At 65.2% G+C, this 19928-nt stretch carries 16 protein-coding genes; 5 read left to right on the top strand and 11 right to left on the bottom strand.

All coding sequences use genetic code 11. The features are described 5' to 3' along the window. On the top strand, positions 1–981 hold the full coding sequence (locus AADZ78_RS05610) for a glycosyltransferase (protein ID WP_204903524.1): 981 nt from the start codon (positions 1–3) through the stop codon (positions 979–981). On the opposite strand, the gene AADZ78_RS05605 is transcribed toward AADZ78_RS05610, so the two are convergent. The 4 genes from AADZ78_RS05605 to AADZ78_RS05590 form a co-directional block, all read right to left on the bottom strand. Further along, complete coding sequence (locus tag AADZ78_RS05605; protein WP_085251220.1) at positions 942–1619, bottom strand: class I SAM-dependent methyltransferase; 678 nt, start codon at positions 1617–1619, stop codon at positions 942–944. The genes AADZ78_RS05610 and AADZ78_RS05605 overlap by 40 nt on opposite strands. 110 nt (positions 1620–1729) lie before the next feature. Further along, the gene (locus tag AADZ78_RS05600; RefSeq protein ID WP_085251219.1) at positions 1730–3313 is read right to left on the bottom strand and encodes an FAD/NAD(P)-binding protein; all 1584 of its coding nucleotides are present in this window, start codon (positions 3311–3313) and stop codon (positions 1730–1732) included. Between the two features lie 47 nt (positions 3314–3360). Further along, the gene (locus AADZ78_RS05595) at positions 3361–4065 is read right to left on the bottom strand and encodes a dTDP-4-amino-4,6-dideoxyglucose formyltransferase (RefSeq protein ID WP_085251236.1); all 705 of its coding nucleotides are present in this window, start codon (positions 4063–4065) and stop codon (positions 3361–3363) included. 16 nt (positions 4066–4081) lie between these two features. Beyond that, complete coding sequence (locus tag AADZ78_RS05590; protein WP_276063631.1) at positions 4082–4615, bottom strand: TetR/AcrR family transcriptional regulator; 534 nt, start codon at positions 4613–4615, stop codon at positions 4082–4084. 94 nt (positions 4616–4709) lie between these two features. Between AADZ78_RS05590 and AADZ78_RS05585 the strand changes: the two genes are divergently transcribed. Further along, positions 4710–5597, top strand: coding sequence for a TauD/TfdA dioxygenase family protein (locus AADZ78_RS05585; RefSeq protein ID WP_085251217.1), 888 nt, complete (start codon positions 4710–4712; stop codon positions 5595–5597). Here the strand turns inward: AADZ78_RS05585 and AADZ78_RS05580 are convergent, their stop codons facing one another. From AADZ78_RS05580 to guaB, 4 genes are all read right to left on the bottom strand, one after another. After that, a complete protein-coding gene (locus AADZ78_RS05580) occupies positions 5598–7343 on the bottom strand; it encodes a GMC oxidoreductase (RefSeq protein ID WP_085251216.1) in 1746 nt (581 codons plus the stop codon). It lies immediately after the preceding gene. A gap of 65 nt (positions 7344–7408) precedes the next feature. Then, the gene (locus AADZ78_RS05575) at positions 7409–10615 is read right to left on the bottom strand and encodes a PPE family protein (RefSeq protein ID WP_085251215.1); all 3207 of its coding nucleotides are present in this window, start codon (positions 10613–10615) and stop codon (positions 7409–7411) included. Between the two features lie 126 nt (positions 10616–10741). Next, positions 10742–11869 (bottom strand): GuaB3 family IMP dehydrogenase-related protein, encoded by a 1128-nt coding sequence (locus AADZ78_RS05570; RefSeq protein WP_085251235.1) that lies wholly within the window; start codon positions 11867–11869, stop codon positions 10742–10744. 8 nt (positions 11870–11877) lie between these two features. Beyond that, on the bottom strand, positions 11878–13476 hold the full coding sequence (gene guaB, locus AADZ78_RS05565) for an IMP dehydrogenase (RefSeq protein ID WP_085251214.1): 1599 nt from the start codon (positions 13474–13476) through the stop codon (positions 11878–11880). A 134-nt stretch (positions 13477–13610) separates the two neighbouring features. Between guaB and AADZ78_RS05560 the strand changes: the two genes are divergently transcribed. Continuing rightward, entirely contained in the window at positions 13611–14024 is a 414-nt protein-coding gene (locus AADZ78_RS05560; protein WP_085251213.1) for a DUF5319 domain-containing protein, read from the top strand. A gap of 5 nt (positions 14025–14029) precedes the next feature. Here the strand turns inward: AADZ78_RS05560 and AADZ78_RS05555 are convergent, their stop codons facing one another. From AADZ78_RS05555 to AADZ78_RS05545, 3 genes are all read right to left on the bottom strand, one after another. Beyond that, on the bottom strand, positions 14030–14875 hold the full coding sequence (locus AADZ78_RS05555; RefSeq protein WP_085251212.1) for an anti-sigma-D factor RsdA: 846 nt from the start codon (positions 14873–14875) through the stop codon (positions 14030–14032). Next, complete coding sequence (sigD, locus tag AADZ78_RS05550) at positions 14868–15443, bottom strand: ECF RNA polymerase sigma factor SigD (RefSeq protein WP_085251211.1); 576 nt, start codon at positions 15441–15443, stop codon at positions 14868–14870. Before sigD ends, AADZ78_RS05555 begins: the two co-directional genes overlap by 8 nt. Positions 15444–15523: 80 nt before the next feature. Beyond that, positions 15524–16339 carry a hypothetical protein gene (locus AADZ78_RS05545; protein ID WP_085251234.1) on the bottom strand — a complete coding sequence of 272 codons (816 nt, stop codon included), beginning with the start codon at positions 16337–16339 and terminating at the stop codon, positions 15524–15526. A 592-nt stretch (positions 16340–16931) separates the two neighbouring features. On the opposite strand from AADZ78_RS05545, the gene AADZ78_RS05540 reads away from it, so the two are divergent. After that, positions 16932–18221, top strand: a complete 1290-nt coding sequence (locus AADZ78_RS05540) for a PPE family protein (RefSeq protein ID WP_239655376.1) — start codon at positions 16932–16934, stop codon at positions 18219–18221. A 76-nt stretch (positions 18222–18297) separates the two neighbouring features. Continuing rightward, complete coding sequence (locus AADZ78_RS05535) at positions 18298–19926, top strand: transposase (protein ID WP_085250103.1); 1629 nt, start codon at positions 18298–18300, stop codon at positions 19924–19926. Positions 19927–19928: the final 2 nt, after the last annotated feature.

Raw genomic sequence — 19928 nt, 5'->3', positions numbered from 1 at the left:
GTGAGCGTGGTGTCGATCACCTACAACCACGAGGCCTTCATCCGCGAGGCGCTGGACGGCTTCGTCGCCCAAAATACCGATTTCCCGGTGGAGATGATCGTCGCCGACGATGCCTCCACGGACCGTACGCCGGCGATCATCCAGGAGTACGCCGATCGCCATCCCCACCTGTTTCGGCCGATCCTGCGGCCCAAGAACATTGGCGTTCACGCGAATTTCGTGAATACCCTGTCGGCGGCTCGAGGTGAGTACGTAGCGCTATGCGAGGGAGACGACTACTGGACCGATCCGCGCAAGCTGGCCAAGCAGGTGGAACTCTTGGACGAGCACCCCGAGATCGCCGTGTGCTTCCATCCCGTACGAGTGATTCACGACGACGGGACGCCTCCCGCAGAGTTCCCGCCGACCAAGTGGCGCCGCGACCTGAGCTTGGATGCCCTCATTGCACGGAACTTCATCCAGACCAACTCGGTCGTTTACCGCCGCCAACAAAGCTACGACGACATCCCGCCCGACATCATGCCGATCGATTGGTACCTGCATGTTCGGCATGCGGTAAACGGCGGAATCGCCATGCTGCCCGAGACGATGGCGGTCTACCGCCGCCACCCGCAGGGCATTTGGTATGACTGCGATCGCGACCACCAGAAGTTCTGGGAGGTGCACGGCCATGGGATGACGGCGATGCTCGAGGCGATGCTGGACCTGTTCCCCGGCGACCATGCGCGCGAGAAGATCATCGGTCGGGTGTCCGACATGTTCCTCGGCGAGATGGCTAAGGTGCCGGGCCCCAGAGGTCGCGCCGCTCTGCAGGAGTCCATCGCGGACCATCCGCGGATGGCAATGCTGTCCCTGCAGCACCGGTGGACGCAAACGCGGTGGCGCCGGCTGGAACACCGAGTCGCTACCAAACTAAAGACTTGGCGCAACAACGCGCGTACTTACTCCGCCCGCGTCAAGCGCCGCTTGTGCACGACGTAAAGAACCGAACCGGGTGCAATAGCGTGCCGAGAAAACGCCTCTTGGCTGAAGGTGAGCTGGTCAACCGCGAAAAGCTCAAACCCGTGCCGGCGGATTCGCGAGCACAGAGTGGAGCGATCGTAGAGTCGCAGATGGTCGCCCTGGGCAAAACGGCGCCACCGCTCCCCCTCATCGGTCACTGAGGGATCCTCGTCGAAGCTACCGTTCGGCGTCACCGGGGTCATGATGATGCCGCGCCCGCCAGGCGCCAGTATCCGGTAGAGCTCGCTCAGCGCGCGGCCGTCATCGCAGACGTGCTCGAGAACGTGGGAGCAGATGAAGAAGTCGAACGAATCGTCGGCATAGTTCGGCATGTCCGTGATGTCAACGACGTCATCCACGCCGGGCATCATCAGGTCGGCGGATCGGTATTGGAGGTCGCCGCGGCTGCGCAAAAACGCCGAAAGGGGTGCCGCGGGGGCAAATTCGACAACCCGTCGCAGCCCATCGGGCTCCAGGAAGCGGTCTATATAGAGCTTGTAGAGCCGGTCCCGGTCGGTGGAACCGCACACCGGGCACAGGTACCGGCGATGGTTCAAGGTCTCGAAGTCGTCGAGGGAGTATGGAAAGTTGTGCTTGGCCAGGGTGCGGCCCAGCATGCGACTGACGCTTCTGAAGCGGACCCGACTCCCGCATAGGTTGCATTGACCTGGTCCCAGGTGGCCCAGGCGTCGGATGAAGCGACCAGCGTCCACGAGCTGCATCCGGCTCAGCAACAGACCGCGGTAGCGGGCTTCAGCGATGCGAGCAGGCTGGCCGCCAGCGATTTCGCCAGCGAGCGGATCCGGGGCGCGCTCTCCACGTGCCAAAAGCGGATCTTGGGATTGAAATTCCCGCCGACGAGGGGCCCGATGACGCAAAAGTCCGGGCTGGCTTCGAAGTCGTCGTTCACCAGGAGGCCACGGTTGGTGCGGTTGGGTCGGCAAAGCCCGTTCCGCATCGCGCCGACAAGGAACGGCGAGGAACACCCATCCAGCTCTTCGAAACCGCCACAATTCACCACCGCCGCGAAGGGGACGGGGTGGCTGTGCTCGGCTCCCGCGGCTCGGTAGGTCATGGTGGCGAACGGCTGGCCGGAAGCGCATGCATCCACGCGCACCACTTCGCCGGCGAGCAGGCTCAGCGTGCCGTCGGCGGCCAACTCCTCCGATGCCTGGCGGCAATCGCGTCCCGCGCGCCGCACCAACTTGGTGAAGTTCATGCCGTGCGTACAGAAGAACTCTTCCTGCTGCGCGAGATCCATCTTGTGCAATGCCTGCCGCAGCAGGGCGCCAACGGAGTCGTACAAATCGGCGATGTTCAACGAGCGTTCTGCGGCCGTGCCGAGATCCTCGCGGATCGCAGACATGAGATCCGCCGCAGCTACCGCTTCCGCGGAGAGCAACGTGCTAAGCCGCGGGAATTCGAATTCCGTTGGCTCGTCGCAGATCTGGTAGGGCAGCGCGCCGGAGCGTGAGATGACGGTGATGGAATGGACTCGTTCGCGGATGCGCGGGTCGTGACGCATCAGGTAGAGCGCTTCGAGCGAGGTGGCGTTGGAGCCCACGACCAGCACGTTGCGCTTCTCGAGCGGCTCGACCCGGTCGAGCGACTGGCGTAGCCGCTCCAGGTTGCTCTCCCCGCCGGGGGAGTAGAAATCGTTGATATAGGTGAACGCGGGCTCAGACTCGCCCGCAAAGATCGCTTTAGTCGGCGGGCTGCCGATGGAAACGACCACCTTGTCTGCGGCAATTGCCGTCGGACCGTCTCCCGACGGGTTCAGTCCGATCACGTAGCGGCCGGCTGCGCAATCGGCGGTCATGGCATCGGCGCGGATGGTCACGATTTCGGCCAGATCGCGCACGCCGAGCGTGACGATGGCGGCATTCACCTGCTCGGAGATAAAAGCACCGAACGCAAAGCGCGGCAGATAGAGCTCGCCCCACCGGTTGCCGTCCAGCGCTTCGCGATTGTCGCAGATCCAGCGCGCCGCGGCTTCGCCCCCGGCCTGCTGGAAGAAACCCAGCCAGCGCTGCTTGTTGCGCTCCAGCCAGGCGCTGTAGGCGGACTTTTCGGGCTCGTCGGCGAAATCGTCGAGCTTCTGAATGGCAAGCGAACCGATGCTGGAGCGTCGGCCATAGGCGATTCCGCACCAGAACTGCTCGTCCCGCTCCACAACCGCGATGCGCAGCTTGGGCGGCGCCGTTGGGCTGCTCAGCAAAGCATCGGCCATTTCCAGCAGGGTCATGGAGCACGCGACCCCGCTGCCGATGAAGACGATGTCGAAGGCGGGTACAGCAACGCCGGGCAGCATGCACTCACCTTTCCGCAGACGCACAAATTAGCGAAGGCTAACATAACCTAGCGGTCGGGGCGGAGTTCCGGTTCGAGCACGACGCGGACAAACACCTTGCGGCCTGACGCATCGACGAACCAGGCATTGCGGAAATCATCGTGCGTCAACGCGCGTAGGCGATTCAAGAACTGCCCAAACGTTCCGCGCTCGTTGAGGTCCAGCTGGCGGAGTCGTTCGAAATCCCTTTTCAGGTTGAGGTTGCCCTCGATTGCCGGCGGTATAGCCATGTAGCTGCCGTCCCGGATGGCGTCGAAATGTTCGAGCACCAACTCTCGCTCGACATCCATCAACTTGGCATACACACTTCCCGAGGAATCCCAGGACTCGATCGCACATTCCCGCTGAGCGATGATCGGGCCGTGGTCCAATTGGTCGTCGATCTCATGGATCGTCACCCCGACTTTTTGCCCGTCGATGATCGAGAAGACCTGTGGAAACCAGCCGCGGTTGTACGGATTGAAACCCGGATGGACATTCACACATCGGACCCCATCGATTAAAGCGGCCGGGAACTTTTGCTTGCAGTGCAGGGAAAAGACGAGGTCATATCGCTCTACGATTTCCGCGACGCGGTCGCTGACATCAACTCGCGGGACGTTCGGCAGGCCGCCAATGGGGGACTGATAGATGTCGATATCGCCATACCTGGCTTGCAGTTCGACCGCGAGGGCATGGGCGTGGACGTTGTCGGTCAGGATCAGGATTTTTATGTCACGTCCCCTAACATCAATGCGGTTCGACGATTCGGGCCAGCTCCGCCGCCACGGCCGCTCGCAGTTCGTCGTCCGCCACCTCGTCAAGACCGGTCGCCGAGCGCAGGATAGGCGCAAACAACCGCCAACCGAATTGCAGCGCAAGGGCATTGGCGACCGCAAGCCGAGCGCTGGAGTCACTGTCGTGGCGTGGGCGCACCTCGTCGAGCATCTCCGCAACATTGGGAAAGCGCGTTTGCAGCCGACCCGCCGGATAGCCGTCGAGCAGTGACCGGGCCATAACCCGCATGTGCCGGTCCAGGGATCGTTCGATGACTTCAGCGGACGCCTCTGAGTGCAGCAGATCGGCCAACTTCTCGCCCAGGTAGTCGAGTACGGCGCCAACGAGCTGGTCTTTGGTGCCGAAGTGGCGAAACACCAGTCCGTGGTTGACCTTCGATCGCGCGCCGATGTCGCGGATCGACGTCGCCGCCGGACCGCGTTCGGCGAACATGTCGGCAGCGGCCTCCAATACCGCCGCCGCCACCTCTTCGCGGCCGGTGGGCATCCCCCGGTGCGCCGTTGACGTGTGTGTAGTCACATGACTACATTAGGCGATGTAGTCAATTGACTACATCACTTTCTCCAAAAGGACGACAGCAATGCCGCATTTGATAGCAGTCAAGAAGCTGGGTAGCCGTATCGGGGCCGAAATCAAGGGGGTGCGCCTCGGGGGGGATCTTGCCCCAGCCGCGGTCGACGAGATCCGTGCGGCATTACTGGCGCACAAGGTGATCTTCTTCCGCCGCCAACACCACCTCGACAACGACAAACAGCTTGCGTTCGCCGGGTTGCTGGGTACCCCGATCGGCCACCCCGCCGCGATCGCGGCCGTGCCGGACACGCCGATCATTACGCCGATCAATTCCGAACACGCCAAGGCGAACCGCTGGCACGCCGACGTCACGTTTGCCGCCAACTACCCCGCGGCATCGGTACTGCGCGCAGTCGCGCTGCCCAGCTATGGCGGGTCGACGCTGTGGGCCAACACCGCTGCGGCCTATGCGGAGCTGCCGGAACCGCTCAAGTGCCTAACCCAAAATCTGTGGGCGGTGCATACCAGCCGTTTCGACTACGTGCCCACCGAATCTCTGACCGACACACAACAGACATATCGCCGCGCGATTGAGGATCTCGCCTACCAGACCGAGCACCCCGTGGTGCGAGTACACCCTGAGACCGGTGAGCGCGCGCTGCTGGCGGGGGCCTTCGTGCAAGACTTCGTCGGCCTGGACCGCCACGAATCAAGCCTGCTGCTTGAGTTGCTACAACGGCGAATCACTATGCCCGAGAACACCGTCCGCTGGAACTGGGAACCCGGTGACGTCGCCGTCTGGGACAACCGGGCGACCCAGCACCGGGCGGTCGACGACTACGACAACCAGTACCGGCTGATGCACCGGGTCACCCTGATGGGCGACGTGCCCGTCAATGTGCACGGACAGCGCAGCCGCGTGGTCAGCGGCGCACCGCTGGCAATCGCAAGCTGACTAACCCGCGCTGCTGACCGGATCGACCGGCAGCCAGCGCAGCGCACCCGGGGCGTCGGCGGGCACCACCGGGTGCTCGGGTTCGATCGGGTCCATCCGGCGGTATGCATCGCCCTGCAGCGGTCGCCGATCGTTTTCATCCTTGTTCGGCCACAACGAGGCGGCCCGCTCGGCTTGCGCGGCGATGGACAGTGACGGGTTGACACCCAGGTTCGCCGAGATCGCGGCGCCATCCACCACGAACAGCGTCGGATAGCCGTAGACGCGGTGATACGGGTCGATGACCCCATGCTCGGGGCTGTCGCCGATCACCGCGCCGCCGAGGAAGTGCGCGGTCAGCGGGATGTTGAACAGCTCGCCCCAGGTACCGCCGGCCACGCCGTCGATCTTCTCGGCGATGCGGCGGGTGACCTCGTTGCCGATCGGGATCCACGTCGGGTTCGGCTCACCGTGGCCCTGCTTGCTGGAGTACCAGCGGATGCCCAGCTTGCCGCGCTTGGTGAACGTGGTAATCGAGTTGTCCAGATGCTGCATGACCAGCGCGATCATGGTGCGCTCGCTCCACTGGCGAGGATTGAGCAGCCGCAGCATGTGACGCGGATCTTCGCCGGCTTGGTGTAAAAGCTGTTTCCACCGCGGCACGTAGGTCTCATCGGGCCCCTCGGGCCCTGGGCCGTCGGTCATCAAGGTCTGCAGCAGCCCCATCGCGTTGGAGCCCTTGCCGTACCGGACGGGTTCGATGTGGGTGTCCGACGTCGGGTGAATTGACGACGTGATCGCAACGCCATGGGTCAAGTCCAGGTCCGGTGAGACCGTGAGTCGGGCCGCGCCGACGATCGACTCGGAGTTGGTCCGGGTCAACACGCCCAGTCGTTTGGACAGTCTCGGCAGCTTTCCCTTGTCTCGCATCCTGAACAACAGGTGCTGGGTTCCCCAGGTGCCCGCGGCCAGGATCAGGTGCGTGGCGGTGAGCGTACGCCGGCCGCGGCGCACCCAGCTGCCGGTACGCACGGTGCGAACCTCCCACAACCCGTCGGGACGCTGCTCGAACCCTTTCACCGTCGTCATCGGAATCACTTGTGCGCCAGCTGATTCCGCGAGGCCAAGGTAGTTTTTCAGCAGGGTGTTCTTGGCGCCGTGGCGGCAGCCCGTCATGCAGCAGCCGCATTCCAGGCAGCCGGTGCGCGCCGGCCCGGCGCCGCCGAAATACGGGTCGGGGACGGTCTCACCCGGCGTCTTGGTGCCGTCGGGACCGAAGAACACCCCGACCGGGGTCGGCACGAAGGTGTCGCCGAACCCCATCTCGTCGGCGACCTCTTTGACGATCCGGTCGGCGTCGGTGAAGGTCGGGTTGTACACCACGCCCAGCATTCGTTGCGCCTGCTCGTAATGCGGCATCAGTTCCGCCCGCCAGTCGGTGATGTGGCGCCACTGCTGGTCGGCAAAGAACGGGTCCGGCGGTACGTACAGGGTGTTGGCGTAGTTCAGCGAGCCGCCGCCGACTCCGGCACCGGCCAGGATCATCACATTGCGCAGCGGGTGGATCCGCTGGATGCCGTAGCAGCCCAGCTTCGGCGCCCACAAGAACTTGCGCAGATTCCAGGATGTCTTGGCGAAATCCTCGTCGGCGTAGCGGCGGCCGGCCTCCAGCACCCCCACCCGATAGCCCTTTTCCGTCAGCCGCAGCGCGCTGACGCTGCCCCCAAAACCTGACCCGATAATCAGGACGTCGTAATCCGGCTTCATCGCAGCAGTATGAACTTCTTTACATCCGGCCCGTTAATCAGCTACCCCTAAGTCGCCTCCGTGGGTCAGAAGTGGAAGAAACCCGACTGGTTGTCAACGGTGTTGAACGCACCCGAGGTAAAGGCGCCCGAGTTGCCGAAGCCCGACGTGGTGCTGATAGTCAGGGGCGGGAGGAACACAAAGCCATTGTTGCCCGAGTTGGCGATGCCGGTGTTGGCGAAGCCCATGTTGAAGAAGCCCACGTTGAAGCCGTCGCCCGAGTTAAAGAAACCCGTGGTGCCCTGGCCCGAGTTCAGGAAACCCGAGTTCCCGAGATCAAACGGGACGGGAAATGGCGGTAATGGCGGCGGCAGGGTTCTGGTGGTCGGAACCTGCGTGTTCTGGAAGCCCGAGCTGCCATCGCCCGAGTTATTGAAGCCCGAGTTGCCGGTGCCCGTGTTACCGAAGCCCGAGTTCGGACCACTTTGGGTGACCGAGCTGCCGATGAATGTGTTCAAGTCGCCCGAATTGAACATGCCGGTGTTGGTATCGCCCGAGTTCCCCCACCCCGTGTTGACGGAACCCGCATTGAAGTCGCCGGTGTTCAAGTCGCCCGAGTTGAGGGTTCCGGTATTGCGGAGCCCGGAGTTTCCGAAACCCGTGTTGCCCGCACCCGAGTTCCCCACGCCCATGTTGATGCCGCCGCCATTGCCGAAGCCAACGTTGCCATTTCCTGCGTCCCCGAAGCCCGTATTGGTGTCGCCCGAGTTCCAGAAGCCCGTGTTGGTGTTTCCCGAGCTGGCAAAGCCGAAGTTGCCATCTCCGGAGTTGAAGAAGCCCACGTTGTTATTGCCCGAATTAAAGAAGCCGATGTTGTTGTTCCCAGTGTTGCCGAAACCCAGGTTGCCGATGCCGGTGTTCAACCCGCCGATGCCCATCAGGCCATCGCCGGTCAGCCCTATGCCAATGTTGTTGTTGCCTTGATTGCCGAAGCCGAGATTATTGCTGCCCAGGTTCCCAAACCCGACGTTATTGTCGCCGATGTTGCCAGATCCCCTGTTGCCGTCACCTATATTTCCGCCACCCATGTTGTGGCTACCCGTGTTTCCGCTGCCGATGTTGTGGTCACCGGTGTTGCCGGCGCCGACGTTTTGACTGCCGACGTTTCCAAGACCGATGTTTTGGTCGCTGGGAGTGGCAGACCCCAGGACCCCGTTTCCGATGCCCAGGTTGGAATTGCCGTTGTTTCCGCTGCCCAGGTTTGCGTTGCCAGTATTTCCACCGCCGACGTTGGAGTCACCGGTGTTGCCGCCGCCTAGGTTGAGGTTGCCGATGTTGCCGCTGCCGAGGTTGGAGTCGCCGGTATTGCCGCTGCCCAGGTTGTAGTCGCCGATGTTGCCGATCCCCAGGTTGAAGGGCGGAACGCCGATCGTGGCCAGGCTGGCCGCCGCCGCGGGACCCGCAAGACCCGCGCCACGGAAGAATCCTGACTGCATATCACCGGTGTTGAAGAACCCCGAGCTGTTGTTGCCCGAGTTCGAGATACCCGAGCTGGACGTGCCGGAGTTGGCGATGCCGATGCTGGCGGTGCCGGTGTTGGCGACGCCCCCGTTGCCGAAGCCGGAGTTGGAGAAGCCGGTGTGGAAGTCGCCCGAGTTGTTGAAACCCGAGGTAAGGCCCGCTCCGGTGTTCGTGTTCAGGAAACCGGAGGTCGCGGTGCCGGAGTTGTTGAAGCCCGAGACGCCGGTGCCCGTGTTGCCGAAGCCCGAGATGGAACCCGGTTGCGTGAGCGAGCTGCCGATGCCCGTGTTCACGCTGCCCGAGTTGAACAGGCCCGTGTTGGTGGAACCCGAGTTGAAGAAGCCGGTGTTGACGTCTCCGGAGTTGAAGCTGCCCGTGTTTCCGCCGTTGAGGCCGTTGTCGCCGCCCGAATTGAAGCTGCCGGTGTTTTCGGTGCCGGAGTTTGCGAAGCCCACGTTGCCAACGCCGGAGTTGCCGCCGCCAACGTTGCCGGGGCCTCCGTTCCCGAAACCGAAGTTTTGGTTGCTCCCGTTGCCGAAGCCGGTGTTGACAGAACCCCCGTTCCAGAAGCCGGTGTTGGTGTTACCCGAGTTCCCGAAGCCGAAGTTGCCATTCCCGGAGTTAAAGAAACCGACGTTGTTGTCGCCCGAGTTGAAGAAGCCCATGTTGTTATTGCCGGAGTTCCCGAAGCCTAGGTTTCCAATACCCGAGTTCAGCGGGCCGATTCCCACCAGGCCGTCGCCGGTGAGCCCGACACCGATGTTGTTGTTGCCGTTGTTGCCGAAGCCCAGGTTGTTGTCGCCGAGGTTCCCAAACCCCATATTGGAATTGCCGGTGTTGCCGCTACCAAAGTTGAACGAGCCGAGATTTCCGCTACCGAAGTTGGTGCTGCCAAGGTTTCCGCTGCCCAGGTTGCCGTCGCCGAACCGGTTTCCGAAGCCGAAGTTGGTATTGCCGACTACGTTTCCTAAGCCGAAGTTGCCGTTTCCGCGGTTTCCGCTGCCCAGGTTGAGATTGCCGAGGTTCCCGCTGCCGAGATTGGTGTTGCCGGTGTTTCCGCTGCCCAGGTTGAAGAAGCCGGTATTCCCGCCGCCCAGGTTGGCGTTGCCGATGTTCCCGCTGCCCAGGTTGCCGGAGCCGGTGTTGCCGCTGCCCAGGTTGAAGCCGCCAATATTGCCAATGCTCAAGTTCCCGACGCCGGTATTGCTGATGGCCAACGCCGCAGCCGTCGCCGCCGCGGGGCTGGGCGGCGCGGCCAACGCCTGCTGCCAGGACCCGAGCCCGGCGGCCACCGCCGAGGCCCCGCCGTGATAGCCGACCATCGCGGCCACGTCCTGTGCCCACAACTGTTCGTAGGCGGCCTCGGTGGCCGCGATCGCCGGAGCGTTCTGGCCAAACAAATTCGACAACACCAGCGACACCAACTGACCACGGTTGGCCGCCACCAACCCCAGCGGCACCGTGGCCGCTCGTGCGGCCTCAAACACCCCCGCGAGCGCCTTGGCCTGCGCGGCCGCAACCCCAGCGCGGGTCGCCGCCGCGTCCAGCCAGCCGGCATAGGGGGCTGCCGCGGCGGCCATCGCCAGCGCCGCCGGACCCTGCCAGGATTCGGCGGCCAGCCCCGAGGTAACCGAGGAAAACGAGGCCGCCGCATCAGCCAACTCGGCGGCCAGCCCGTCCCAGGCCGCCGCGGCCGTCAGCGTTGGACCCGATCCGGCTCCGGCAAACATCAGAGCGGAATTGACCTCCGGAGGCAATGCCAAAAAACTCATCACGCGATCCGTTCTCACCTGGCCGCACGGCGAGCCAACACAACGGCACCACTACTCATGCACCGCGCAACAAAACACTATGGCAATCGCGAGAACGGCATCAGCGGTTTCGCCAAACGGGTGACCTTAACTCCCGACGGCCAGGCCGACCTTCTGGAACTCCTTGAGATCGCAGTAACCCGCCTTGGCCATCGAGCGGCGCAGACCACCGACCAGATTCAGGGCACCAAATGGGTCGTCGGACGGCCCGTTGAGGACCCGTTCCAGCGGCGGCCGCTCGCCAACGGCGATCTGCAGCAGCGCCCCGCGCGGCAGCGACGGGTGCGCTGCTGCGGCCGGCCAGAACCACCCGTCGCCGAGCGCCTCGGCGGCCTCGGCCAGCGGCGTGCCCAGCACCACCGCGTCGGCGCCGCAGGCGATGGCCTTGGCCAGCTCGCCGGAGGTGTGGATGTCACCGTCGGCCAGCACATGCACGTAGCGCCCGCCGGTCTCGTCGAGGTATTCGCGTCGCGCGGCGGCGGCGTCGGCGATCGCGGTGGCCATCGGCACGCTGATGCCCAGCACTTCGTCGGTGGTGGTCACTCCGCGGGTGGAGCCATAGCCGACGATGACCCCGGCGGCGCCGGTGCGCATCAGATGCAGCGCGGTGCGATGGTCGAGCACCCCGCCGGCAACCACGGGAACGTCGAGCTCGGCGATGAAGGTTTTCAGGTTCAGCGGTTCACCGTCGCTGGCCACTCGTTCGGCGGAAACGATCGTGCCGTGGATCACCAGCAGGTCGATGCCCGCCTGTAGCAGCACCGGTGTCAACGCCTGGGCATTTTGCGGGCTGACCCGCACCGCGGTGGTCACGCCGGCCTCGCGGATCCGCGCGACCGCCGCGCCCAGCAGATCGGGGTCCAGCGGCGCCGCATGCAACTCCTGCAGCAGCCGGATCGCCGCCGAGGGCTCGGGCTCCTTCTCGGCGGCCTCGACCAATTGGGCGATCTTGGCCTGCACGTCGGCGTGCCGGCCGATCAGGCCTTCACCGTTGAGCACCGCCAGCCCGCCGAGCCGGCCGAGCTCGATCGCGAACTCCGGGGATACCAGTGCATCGGTCGGGTGCGCCAGCACCGGGATCTCAAACCGGTAGGCGTCGAGCTGCCACGCGGTGGATACGTCCTTCGAGGACCGGGTGCGGCGCGACGGCACGATGTTGATTTCGCTGAGTTCGTAGGTGCGACGGGCGCTGCGGCCCATGCCGATCTCGACCATGGTCATCGTCAGCGGGCGTAGTAGTTGGGCGCTTCGACCGTCATCGCGACGTCGTGCGGGTGACTCTCTTTGAGGCCCGCCGGCGTGATCCGGACAAACTGCGCCTGCTGCAGCACCTCAATGGTGGGCGAGCCGGTGTAACCCATCGCAGCACGCAGGCCACCGGTCAATTGGTGGATCACCGACGAGAGCGGACCACGGAACGGCACCCGGCCCTCGATGCCCTCGGGGACCAACTTGTCTTCGGAAAGCGCGTCATCGGCAAAGTAGCGGTCCTTGGAGAACGACTTCACCCCGCCTCTGCCCTGCATCGCGCCCAGCGACCCCATGCCGCGATAGCTCTTGTACTGCTTGCCGTTGACGAAGATCAGCTCGCCGGGCGCCTCTGCGGTGCCGGCCAGCAACGAGCCCAGCATGGCCGTCGACGCGCCGGCAGCCAACGCCTTGGCGATGTCCCCGGAGTACTGCAATCCACCGTCGGCGATCACCGGCACGCCATGCGGACGACAGGCCGCTACTGCTTCCAAGATCGCGGTAATCTGCGGCGCGCCGACGCCAGCCACCACTCGCGTGGTGCAGATCGATCCCGGCCCCACGCCGACCTTCACGGCGTCGGCCCCGGCATCCACCAGGGCGGCGGCCGCGGACCTGGTGGCGACGTTGCCGCCGACCACCTCGACCCGGTCGCCGACTTCGAGCTTGAGCTTGTTGACCATGTCGAGCACCAGCCGGTTGTGGGCGTGTGCGGTGTCGACGACCAAGACGTCAGCCCCGGCGTCGACCAGCATCATCGCGCGAACCCAGGCGTCGCCGCCGACGCCGACGGCCGCGCCCACCAGCAGCCGGCCGTCGCTGTCCTTGGTGGCCAGCGGGTGTTGTTCGGTCTTGACGAAGTCCTTGACGGTGATCAGTCCGGTCAGCTTGCCGCGGCCGTCGACGACGGGCAGCTTCTCGATCTTGTTGCGGCGCAACAGGCCCAGCGCCGCCGACGCGCTGACCCCCTCCTGGGCGGTGATCAGCGGGGCTTTGGTCATCACCTCGGAGACTTGCTTGGACTGGTCGACCTCGAATCGCATGTCGCGGTTGGTGATGATGCCCACCAGCGCGCCGTCGTCGTCGACGACGGGCAGGCCGGAGATCCGGAACCGAGCACACAGCGCGTCGACCTGGGCCAAGGTGTTGTCCGGACGGCAGGTGACCGGATCGGTGACCATGCCGGCCTCGGATCGCTTCACCATCTCGACCTGGCCGGCTTGTTCGGCGACGGGCAGGTTGCGGTGCAGCACCCCCATGCCGCCGGCGCGGGCCATCGCGATGGCCATCCGCGATTCGGTGACGGTGTCCATCGCCGAGCTGACCAACGGCACCTTGAGCCGGATCCTCTTGGTGAGCTGACTGGAGGTGTCGGCACTGGCCGGCACCACGTCGGAAGCCGCGGGCAACAACAAAACGTCGTCGAACGTCAGCCCCAGCATCGCTATCTTGTGTGGATCGTCGCCGCCGGTCGGCACCGGGTCACCCGTGAGGCCGGAAATAGGAGAGTCATGCACGTACGGGCTGCCGACCAGGTCGGAGCTGTCTTCCAGGCGGGACATGCCACGGGACATCGGTGAAGCCCTCCATACGCATGCGTCAGTGAGAAACCCATCCTATCGGCTCACCCACGGCGGGCATGAAACTCGGCACGGGGACGGATCTCAATTTCTGGCATTATCCATGCCCGCTTGCGTAGTGTAGAGGCGTGCGCGACCACCTCCCGCCGGGTTTGCCGCCCGATCCGTTCGCCGACGACCCCTGTGACCCGTCGGCGGCGTTGGAGGCCGTCGAGCCGGGCCAACCCCTGGATCAGCAAGAGCGGATGGCCGTCGAGGCCGATCTAGCCGATCTAGCCGTGTACGAGTCCCTATTGGCGCACAAGGGAATACGCGGACTCGTGGTGTGCTGTGACGAGTGCCAGCAAGACCACTATCACGACTGGGACATGTTGCGTGCCAACCTGCTGCAACTGCTTATCGACGGCACCGTCCGCCCCCATGAGCCGGCCTACGACCCGGAGCCGGACTCCTACGTCACGTGGGATTACTGCCGCGGATACGCCGACGCGTCGCTGAACGAAGCGGCATCAGACGCGGACGGATTCCGCCGCCACCTCTGATGCGTTTAAGGGGTAGGACTCGTCGTTGCCGGCGACGTCGCATCCGCCGATTCTCCCGTTGAGGGACCAGGTGCCCGCCCCGGCTTCGGTTTCGGTGATCGTGTGGTTGGTGCCGGCGAGGTCGCGCTCGGACTGACCGTCGGCGATGTCGATTCCGGCGCACCCGATGAGGTAGGCGACTCAGATACCGACGGAGACGACGCCGTCGGCGACTCGATATCGGGAGCCAGCGGGCTAACCGAGTTCGCCGGTGGCAGAGTCGCGTTGGGATCGCGTTTCTCCACCTTCGTGTTCAGCTGATTCACCTCTTGTAGCAGGTCCTGCCGGCGGCTGCCGTCGGGCACGGCCTGAAGGGTGCTGCTGACCTCGGCCAACTGCGTCTGGGCCTGGACCCACTGGCCTTGGGCGATCATCTGCTCGACCTTCGCCAGATCGGCCTTGGCGGACAACAGGATCTGATCGTCATTGACCCGCGGTTCGTTGAAGATCATCGCGTGCAGGCCATACAACGCGTCCCCCGGGCGGGCATCGGCCACCAGGGCGCCAAACCCGCTCAGCGCCAAGAGCGTCGCAGCCACCGACCCGACCGCGGCCAGTGCGCGACGAGCACGTCGGCGCTCGTCGACACCGGCGATCAGTGCCTCGACTGCCTCGTCCTGCGATACCAGCGCGCTGGCTGGCGGCCACCGCAAGTCGTCGCGCCACTCCCCTAGCAGGGCGGCCAGCGCATCGTCGTGTGCATCGTCGAGGTCAAAGTCGTCACGCTCCGCGAGCGCGTCGAGGAGCAGATCAGTACGGGCCACATCGTCCAAACCCGGCCGATCGCCGAAGGCATATCCAAATTCACGCATAGTCACCTGCCGCAACGATTTCGTCTTTGAGTCGCTGAAGTGCGCGGTGTTGCGCCACCCGGACCGCCCCCGTGGTGCTGCCGACGGCGGCCGCGGTCTCCTCGGCGGAGAGGCCGACGACGACGCGCAGGATAAGGATCTCGCGCTGCTTGGCGGGCAAGATCTCGAGCAATTCGTTCATCCTGGTGACCGAGTCGGCCTCGATGGCCCGCTGTTCCGGGCCAGCGTCGGCGCAGCGGCGCTCGGGAACCGACTCGGCGGGATAGGCACGGTCACGACCAGCGGCCCGATGGGCGTCGGCGACCTTGTGTGCGGCAATGCCATACAGGAAGGCCAGGAAGGGGCGTCCTCGGTCCCGGTAGCGCGGCAGCGCCGTTATGGTGGCCAAGCACACCTCCTGTGCCACGTCATCTGCTGACAGGCCACTCCGCTCGACCGTACCGACTCGGGCTCGGCAGTATCGCACAACAATTGGGCGGATGGTCTCCAGCACCTCCCGAAGCGCGTTCCGGTCCCCAGCCACGGCTTCCGCAACCACAGCGTCGAGACGTTCCCCTTCAATTGTCATCGACGGCGGTCTCTCCAACGTTACGGTCCGGACACATCCCGGGCTAAGACACAGCTAGACAATAACGGCCACACCGGGTTTCAAGCGGTACGCCAGCTTCCACCGGCGCGCCGCACCTGGCCTGCGCAAATATCCCGAATTTTGGTGAGTTCGCGCACCTGTTTTGGCCCAACCGTGACGCTTCCGGTATCGATCAGCAAGCAAGCCACCGCCCAACGAAGCGGTATCAGCCCGAACCGACCGGTGGCATCCAGCGCTTCGAGACCCACGTGGCGGGCCCGCGCGACGACTCCGGCGCTGCACAGCGCGGCGGCCAGCACGACGTCACTCTTGACCTGGTGTCGCACCGACGCGAAGGTCATGGCGCGTGCCTGTGCGACGGCTTCCTCGGCGCGGCGGACGGCGGTTGCCCCGTCGCCGGCGGCCATCGCCAGCTCCGCGGCGACCCAGAGCCTGCGCACCGCCAACCGCTCGGACACCTCTAGCGACTCGGCGCGAGTCAGCAATGTCTGTGCTGCGGCGAGGCGGCCGACACCAAGCGCGTCGGCCGCCAGTCCGATGAGGGCATCGGCACGGGCCTCGGGATCGGCGCCGGCCAGCGCCAGGGCACGACCGTCCCAGCCCCGCGCCAACGTGTGCCAGCCGAGCTGGCGCAACAACGATCCTTGGGTGCTGTGCGCCAGCGAGGCCACCGGGCCGGCCGCAACGCGACGTCGCAGCATCTCCAGATCGCTGTAGGCGCAGCCATAGCGCCCCTGCCCGCCGGCGGCCACGGCCCGCAGCCACAGCTGGTGTGACGTGGTGGCAGCCGGCAGCGGCCAGATGCCTGGTTGGTTGCCAAAGGCGGCATCCGCTAACCGCGTCGCAGCGGCCCCGGTGTTGCGAGTTTTACCCACCGGGATAGCCGCGTTCTGGCCTGATTCCACTGGTGCAGTTGCCGCGTGCGTCGTAGCAACAGAGGCGCCCTTTTACCACGGAATTGCCGGTGTCGCTGATGTTTCGACAATTCCCGAGGAAAGGGCACCCGTTAAGCCACCGCGGGCTGATCCCTAGGATCACGGTGACCATCATGCATGCTCGATCGCGACCTGGCCTTTCGCCCCCGGTAGTCGGGGTGGCGGGTATCGGGAATTTGCCGGCATGGATTGTGAAAACGACCACCATTTGGTCGCGAATAGCCATAAAGTTCTCTATCGTCACGGTTCTTGAGTGACCGGTCGATCGCCCAGCGCTTCGACGGAAAGGGCGTGGTGTGTGGTGGTGACAACGCGAGCACTAATGGCGGTGGCCGTTGCTGCGCGCTGCGATCCTGCTAAGGATTCCGCGCCGATAGAAGCGAAGGCTACCGATGAATTGTCGGCACCGTGTGACGCGCCCACTTGGGTGAAATTCGTGCGGCGGATCGGCGTGAACGGGGGTTTGTGTAAGTAATCCTCGAGACCGCCATTGTTGCGGCGGTCACGCCGGGAAGCCGGCAGGAAGGTGGCGGTGATGAGTTTCTTGGTGTCGGCGCCGGAGATCGTTTCGGCACAGATGTACGCCGGTGCGGGCTCGGCGCCAATGTTGGCGGCCGCGGCGGCTTGGGAGGGGTTGGCCGACGAATTGGGGACGGCGGCGAACTCGTTTTCATCGATGATCTCCGGCTTGGCAACTTCCTCGTGGCAAGGTCCGGCGTCGGCGGCGATGGTGGCCGTGGCGGCCCCATACGCACAGTGGCTCGACGCGGCGGCGACCCAGGCAGGGGGCGCGGCGGTAGGGGCCAAAGCGGTGGCAGCCGTCTTTGAGGCGGCGCGGGGCGCAGTGGTGCATCCGTTGGCAATCGCGTCCAACCGGACTCGGCTGGTGTCGCTGGTGGTCTCAAACCTGTTCGGGTTTAACGCCCCGGCGATCGCGGTCAATGAGGCCGAATACGAGGAGATGTGGGCCCAAGATGTGGCAGCGATGCTGAGCTATCACGGCGGGGCTTCCGCGGTGGCCCAGCAGCTGATGCCGTGGGGCCAGGCGCTGCGCGCCCTGCCCGGCCAGGTTGCCGCCGCGGTCGGGGCCAGCCCGGCGGGAGCCGTACCGGCGCCGGCCGCGGCTATGCCCAACCCGGCGGCCACGGCAATTGAGTACGGCCTGATCGCGGCCCTGCTGCCGGTGGGCGTCATGGCTACCGTTGGGCCGATGGCCACCGAGATGGGCGCGACGTTTACCGGCGTGCCCGCCGTCCTTGTGCCCGTGGCTCAGGCGATTGCACGCGCGGCGGCCGCCGTCGAGCCTGTGGTCAAGGCCATTGCGGACACCCCAATCGTGGCCGCCGCGACAGCGGCCATCGCACCCGTGGTCAATCAGGTTGCAGTCGCGGTGAACGGAGCGGCCGATAGCGCGACCGCAGCCGTTCAGCAGGTGGCCACGGCTGCGACCGCCCAGGTGGGCGCCACCCTGGATGCGGTTCAGAGTGCGGCGCTGGCCCAACAGGTCGCGGCGGTCGCGGGCAATCCGGCGTTGTTGGACGGCGCGGTCACCGCGGCTTTGAACAATCCGGCGCTGTTGACCAGCGTCGTGCCGGTGTTGGCGAGCAATCCGGCCTTGGCGACCAGTTTGTTTGGGTTGTTGGCCAGCAATCCGCAGTTGGTGACCAGCCTGGTAGCGCAGGTGCAGAACAATCCCGCGCTGGCCGCCCAGTTGATGGCGGTGTTCACCCAGCTGCAGGCCAGCAACCCGGCGTTGGCGGCCCAGTTGGTAGATATGGCAACGCAATTGGCCAACGAGCTTGGGATCGTCCCGGCGGCCTAGGACGCTGCTGATTTAGTGGCCCGGGTTTCGGCGTGCCTGACCGGGTTTGGCGCGGGTGTGCCATGAGGATCGGTGGGTGGCGTTGGGATGTGAGAATCGGCAGGGCCGGTTCGATGACGCGATGCTTCTGGTGGGTGATCAGTTGCCCGAGGGCAGCATCTATCGGCTGTTGGCCGAGCACGGCGGCGCGCTGTTCGGCGATGACTATTTCGCCGACTTGTTCAAGGCCTCGACGCGGGGCCGCCCGACTGTGCCGGCGCGCGTGGTGGCCACGGTGATGCTGTTGCAGGCCTACGAGGGCTTGTCGGATCGGGAAGCGTGTGACCGGCTGGCTTTCGACTTGCGTTGGAAGGCCGCTGCCGGGTTGACAGTGGGGGCGGAGGCTTTTCACCCCACGGTGCTCGTTGGGATGCGCAACCGGCTGCGGAAGTCCGATCGGCCGCGGCGGTTGTTCGATGACGTCAATACCACCGCCCAAGCGGCCGGGTTGTTACGGGGACGGCGGCGGGTGTTGGATTCCACCCCGTTGTTTGATGCGGTGGCCACTCAGGACACGGTGATCCAGTTGCGGGCCGCGATCCGCAAAGTACTGTCCGTGGCTGACCGGGCCGATCCTGCGTTGGCGGGTGCGGTGCGGCAGGTGCTGACCCGCGACGATGACTACGCCAGCCTGGGTAAGCCGCCGTGCGACTGGGACGACCCGAAAGCCCGAGAGTCGCTGGTGGATGCGCTGGCCCGCGATGCCCAGGCGGCGTTGGAGGTGCTGGATGGCCGCGAGTTGGACGGGCCGCTCGCCGAAGCCGCCCAGCTGCTGGGGTTGGTGGCCGGCCAAGACGTCGAGGCCGGCGAGGATGGGGTGTTTCGTATCGCCCGGCGGGTGGCCCGGGATCGGCTGATCTCCACCGTCGATGTCGAGGCCCGCCACGGGCACAAGTCACGGGCCCGTACCTTCGACGGTTACAAAAGTCACCTCAGTGTGGATCCGGATGAGGAGCTGATCACCAATGTGGCCATCACCGCGGCCAACACCGCCGATCGCGAGGTCATCGACGAGCTGCTGAACGAACCCGTCGCGGGCGCACCTGCCGATGCCGAATCGGACGATGACGATGACGACGGTAGCGACTCACAGAATGGTTCGGGGTCCAAAGGGTTTGAGGTGTATGGGGATTCGGCCTACGCCGGCGGGGCTACGCTGGATGAGCAGACCCAGCGGGGTCATGACATGCGCGCCAAAGTGCCTCCGGTGCGCAACGCCAACGGCTATTCCAAAGACCAGTTCAGGATTGATCTGGCCGGCCGCACCGTCACCTGCCCGGCTGATCACACCGTGAGCATCCGCGCTGGTGTGCGTCACCCCGTGGCGCGCTTCGGTGTGCTGTGTCAGTCGTGTCCGTTGCGGGCGGAGTGCACGAAGTCCCGTCGGGGGCGCGTGATCAGCATTCACCCGCGGGAAGCCGCGCTGCAGCACGCCAAAGCGCGCCAACGAGATCCGGCCTGGCAGCAGGACTACCGGACCTATCGGCCGGTGGTGGAACGCAAGATCAGCCACTTCACCCACCGCCCCTGGGGTGGCCGAAGAGCCCGCTGCCGCGGACACAAACGCATCCTGACCGACATCCTGGCCCGAGCCGGCGCCATCAACCTCGCCCGACTGGCCGCCCTGGGCCTACACCACGGAGCCGCGGGCTGGGCGATTGCCTGACC

This window comes from Mycobacterium riyadhense (assembly GCF_963853645.1).
Taxonomy (GTDB): domain Bacteria; phylum Actinomycetota; class Actinomycetes; order Mycobacteriales; family Mycobacteriaceae; genus Mycobacterium; species Mycobacterium riyadhense.
This window is presented reverse-complemented; position numbering and strand designations above follow the sequence as displayed.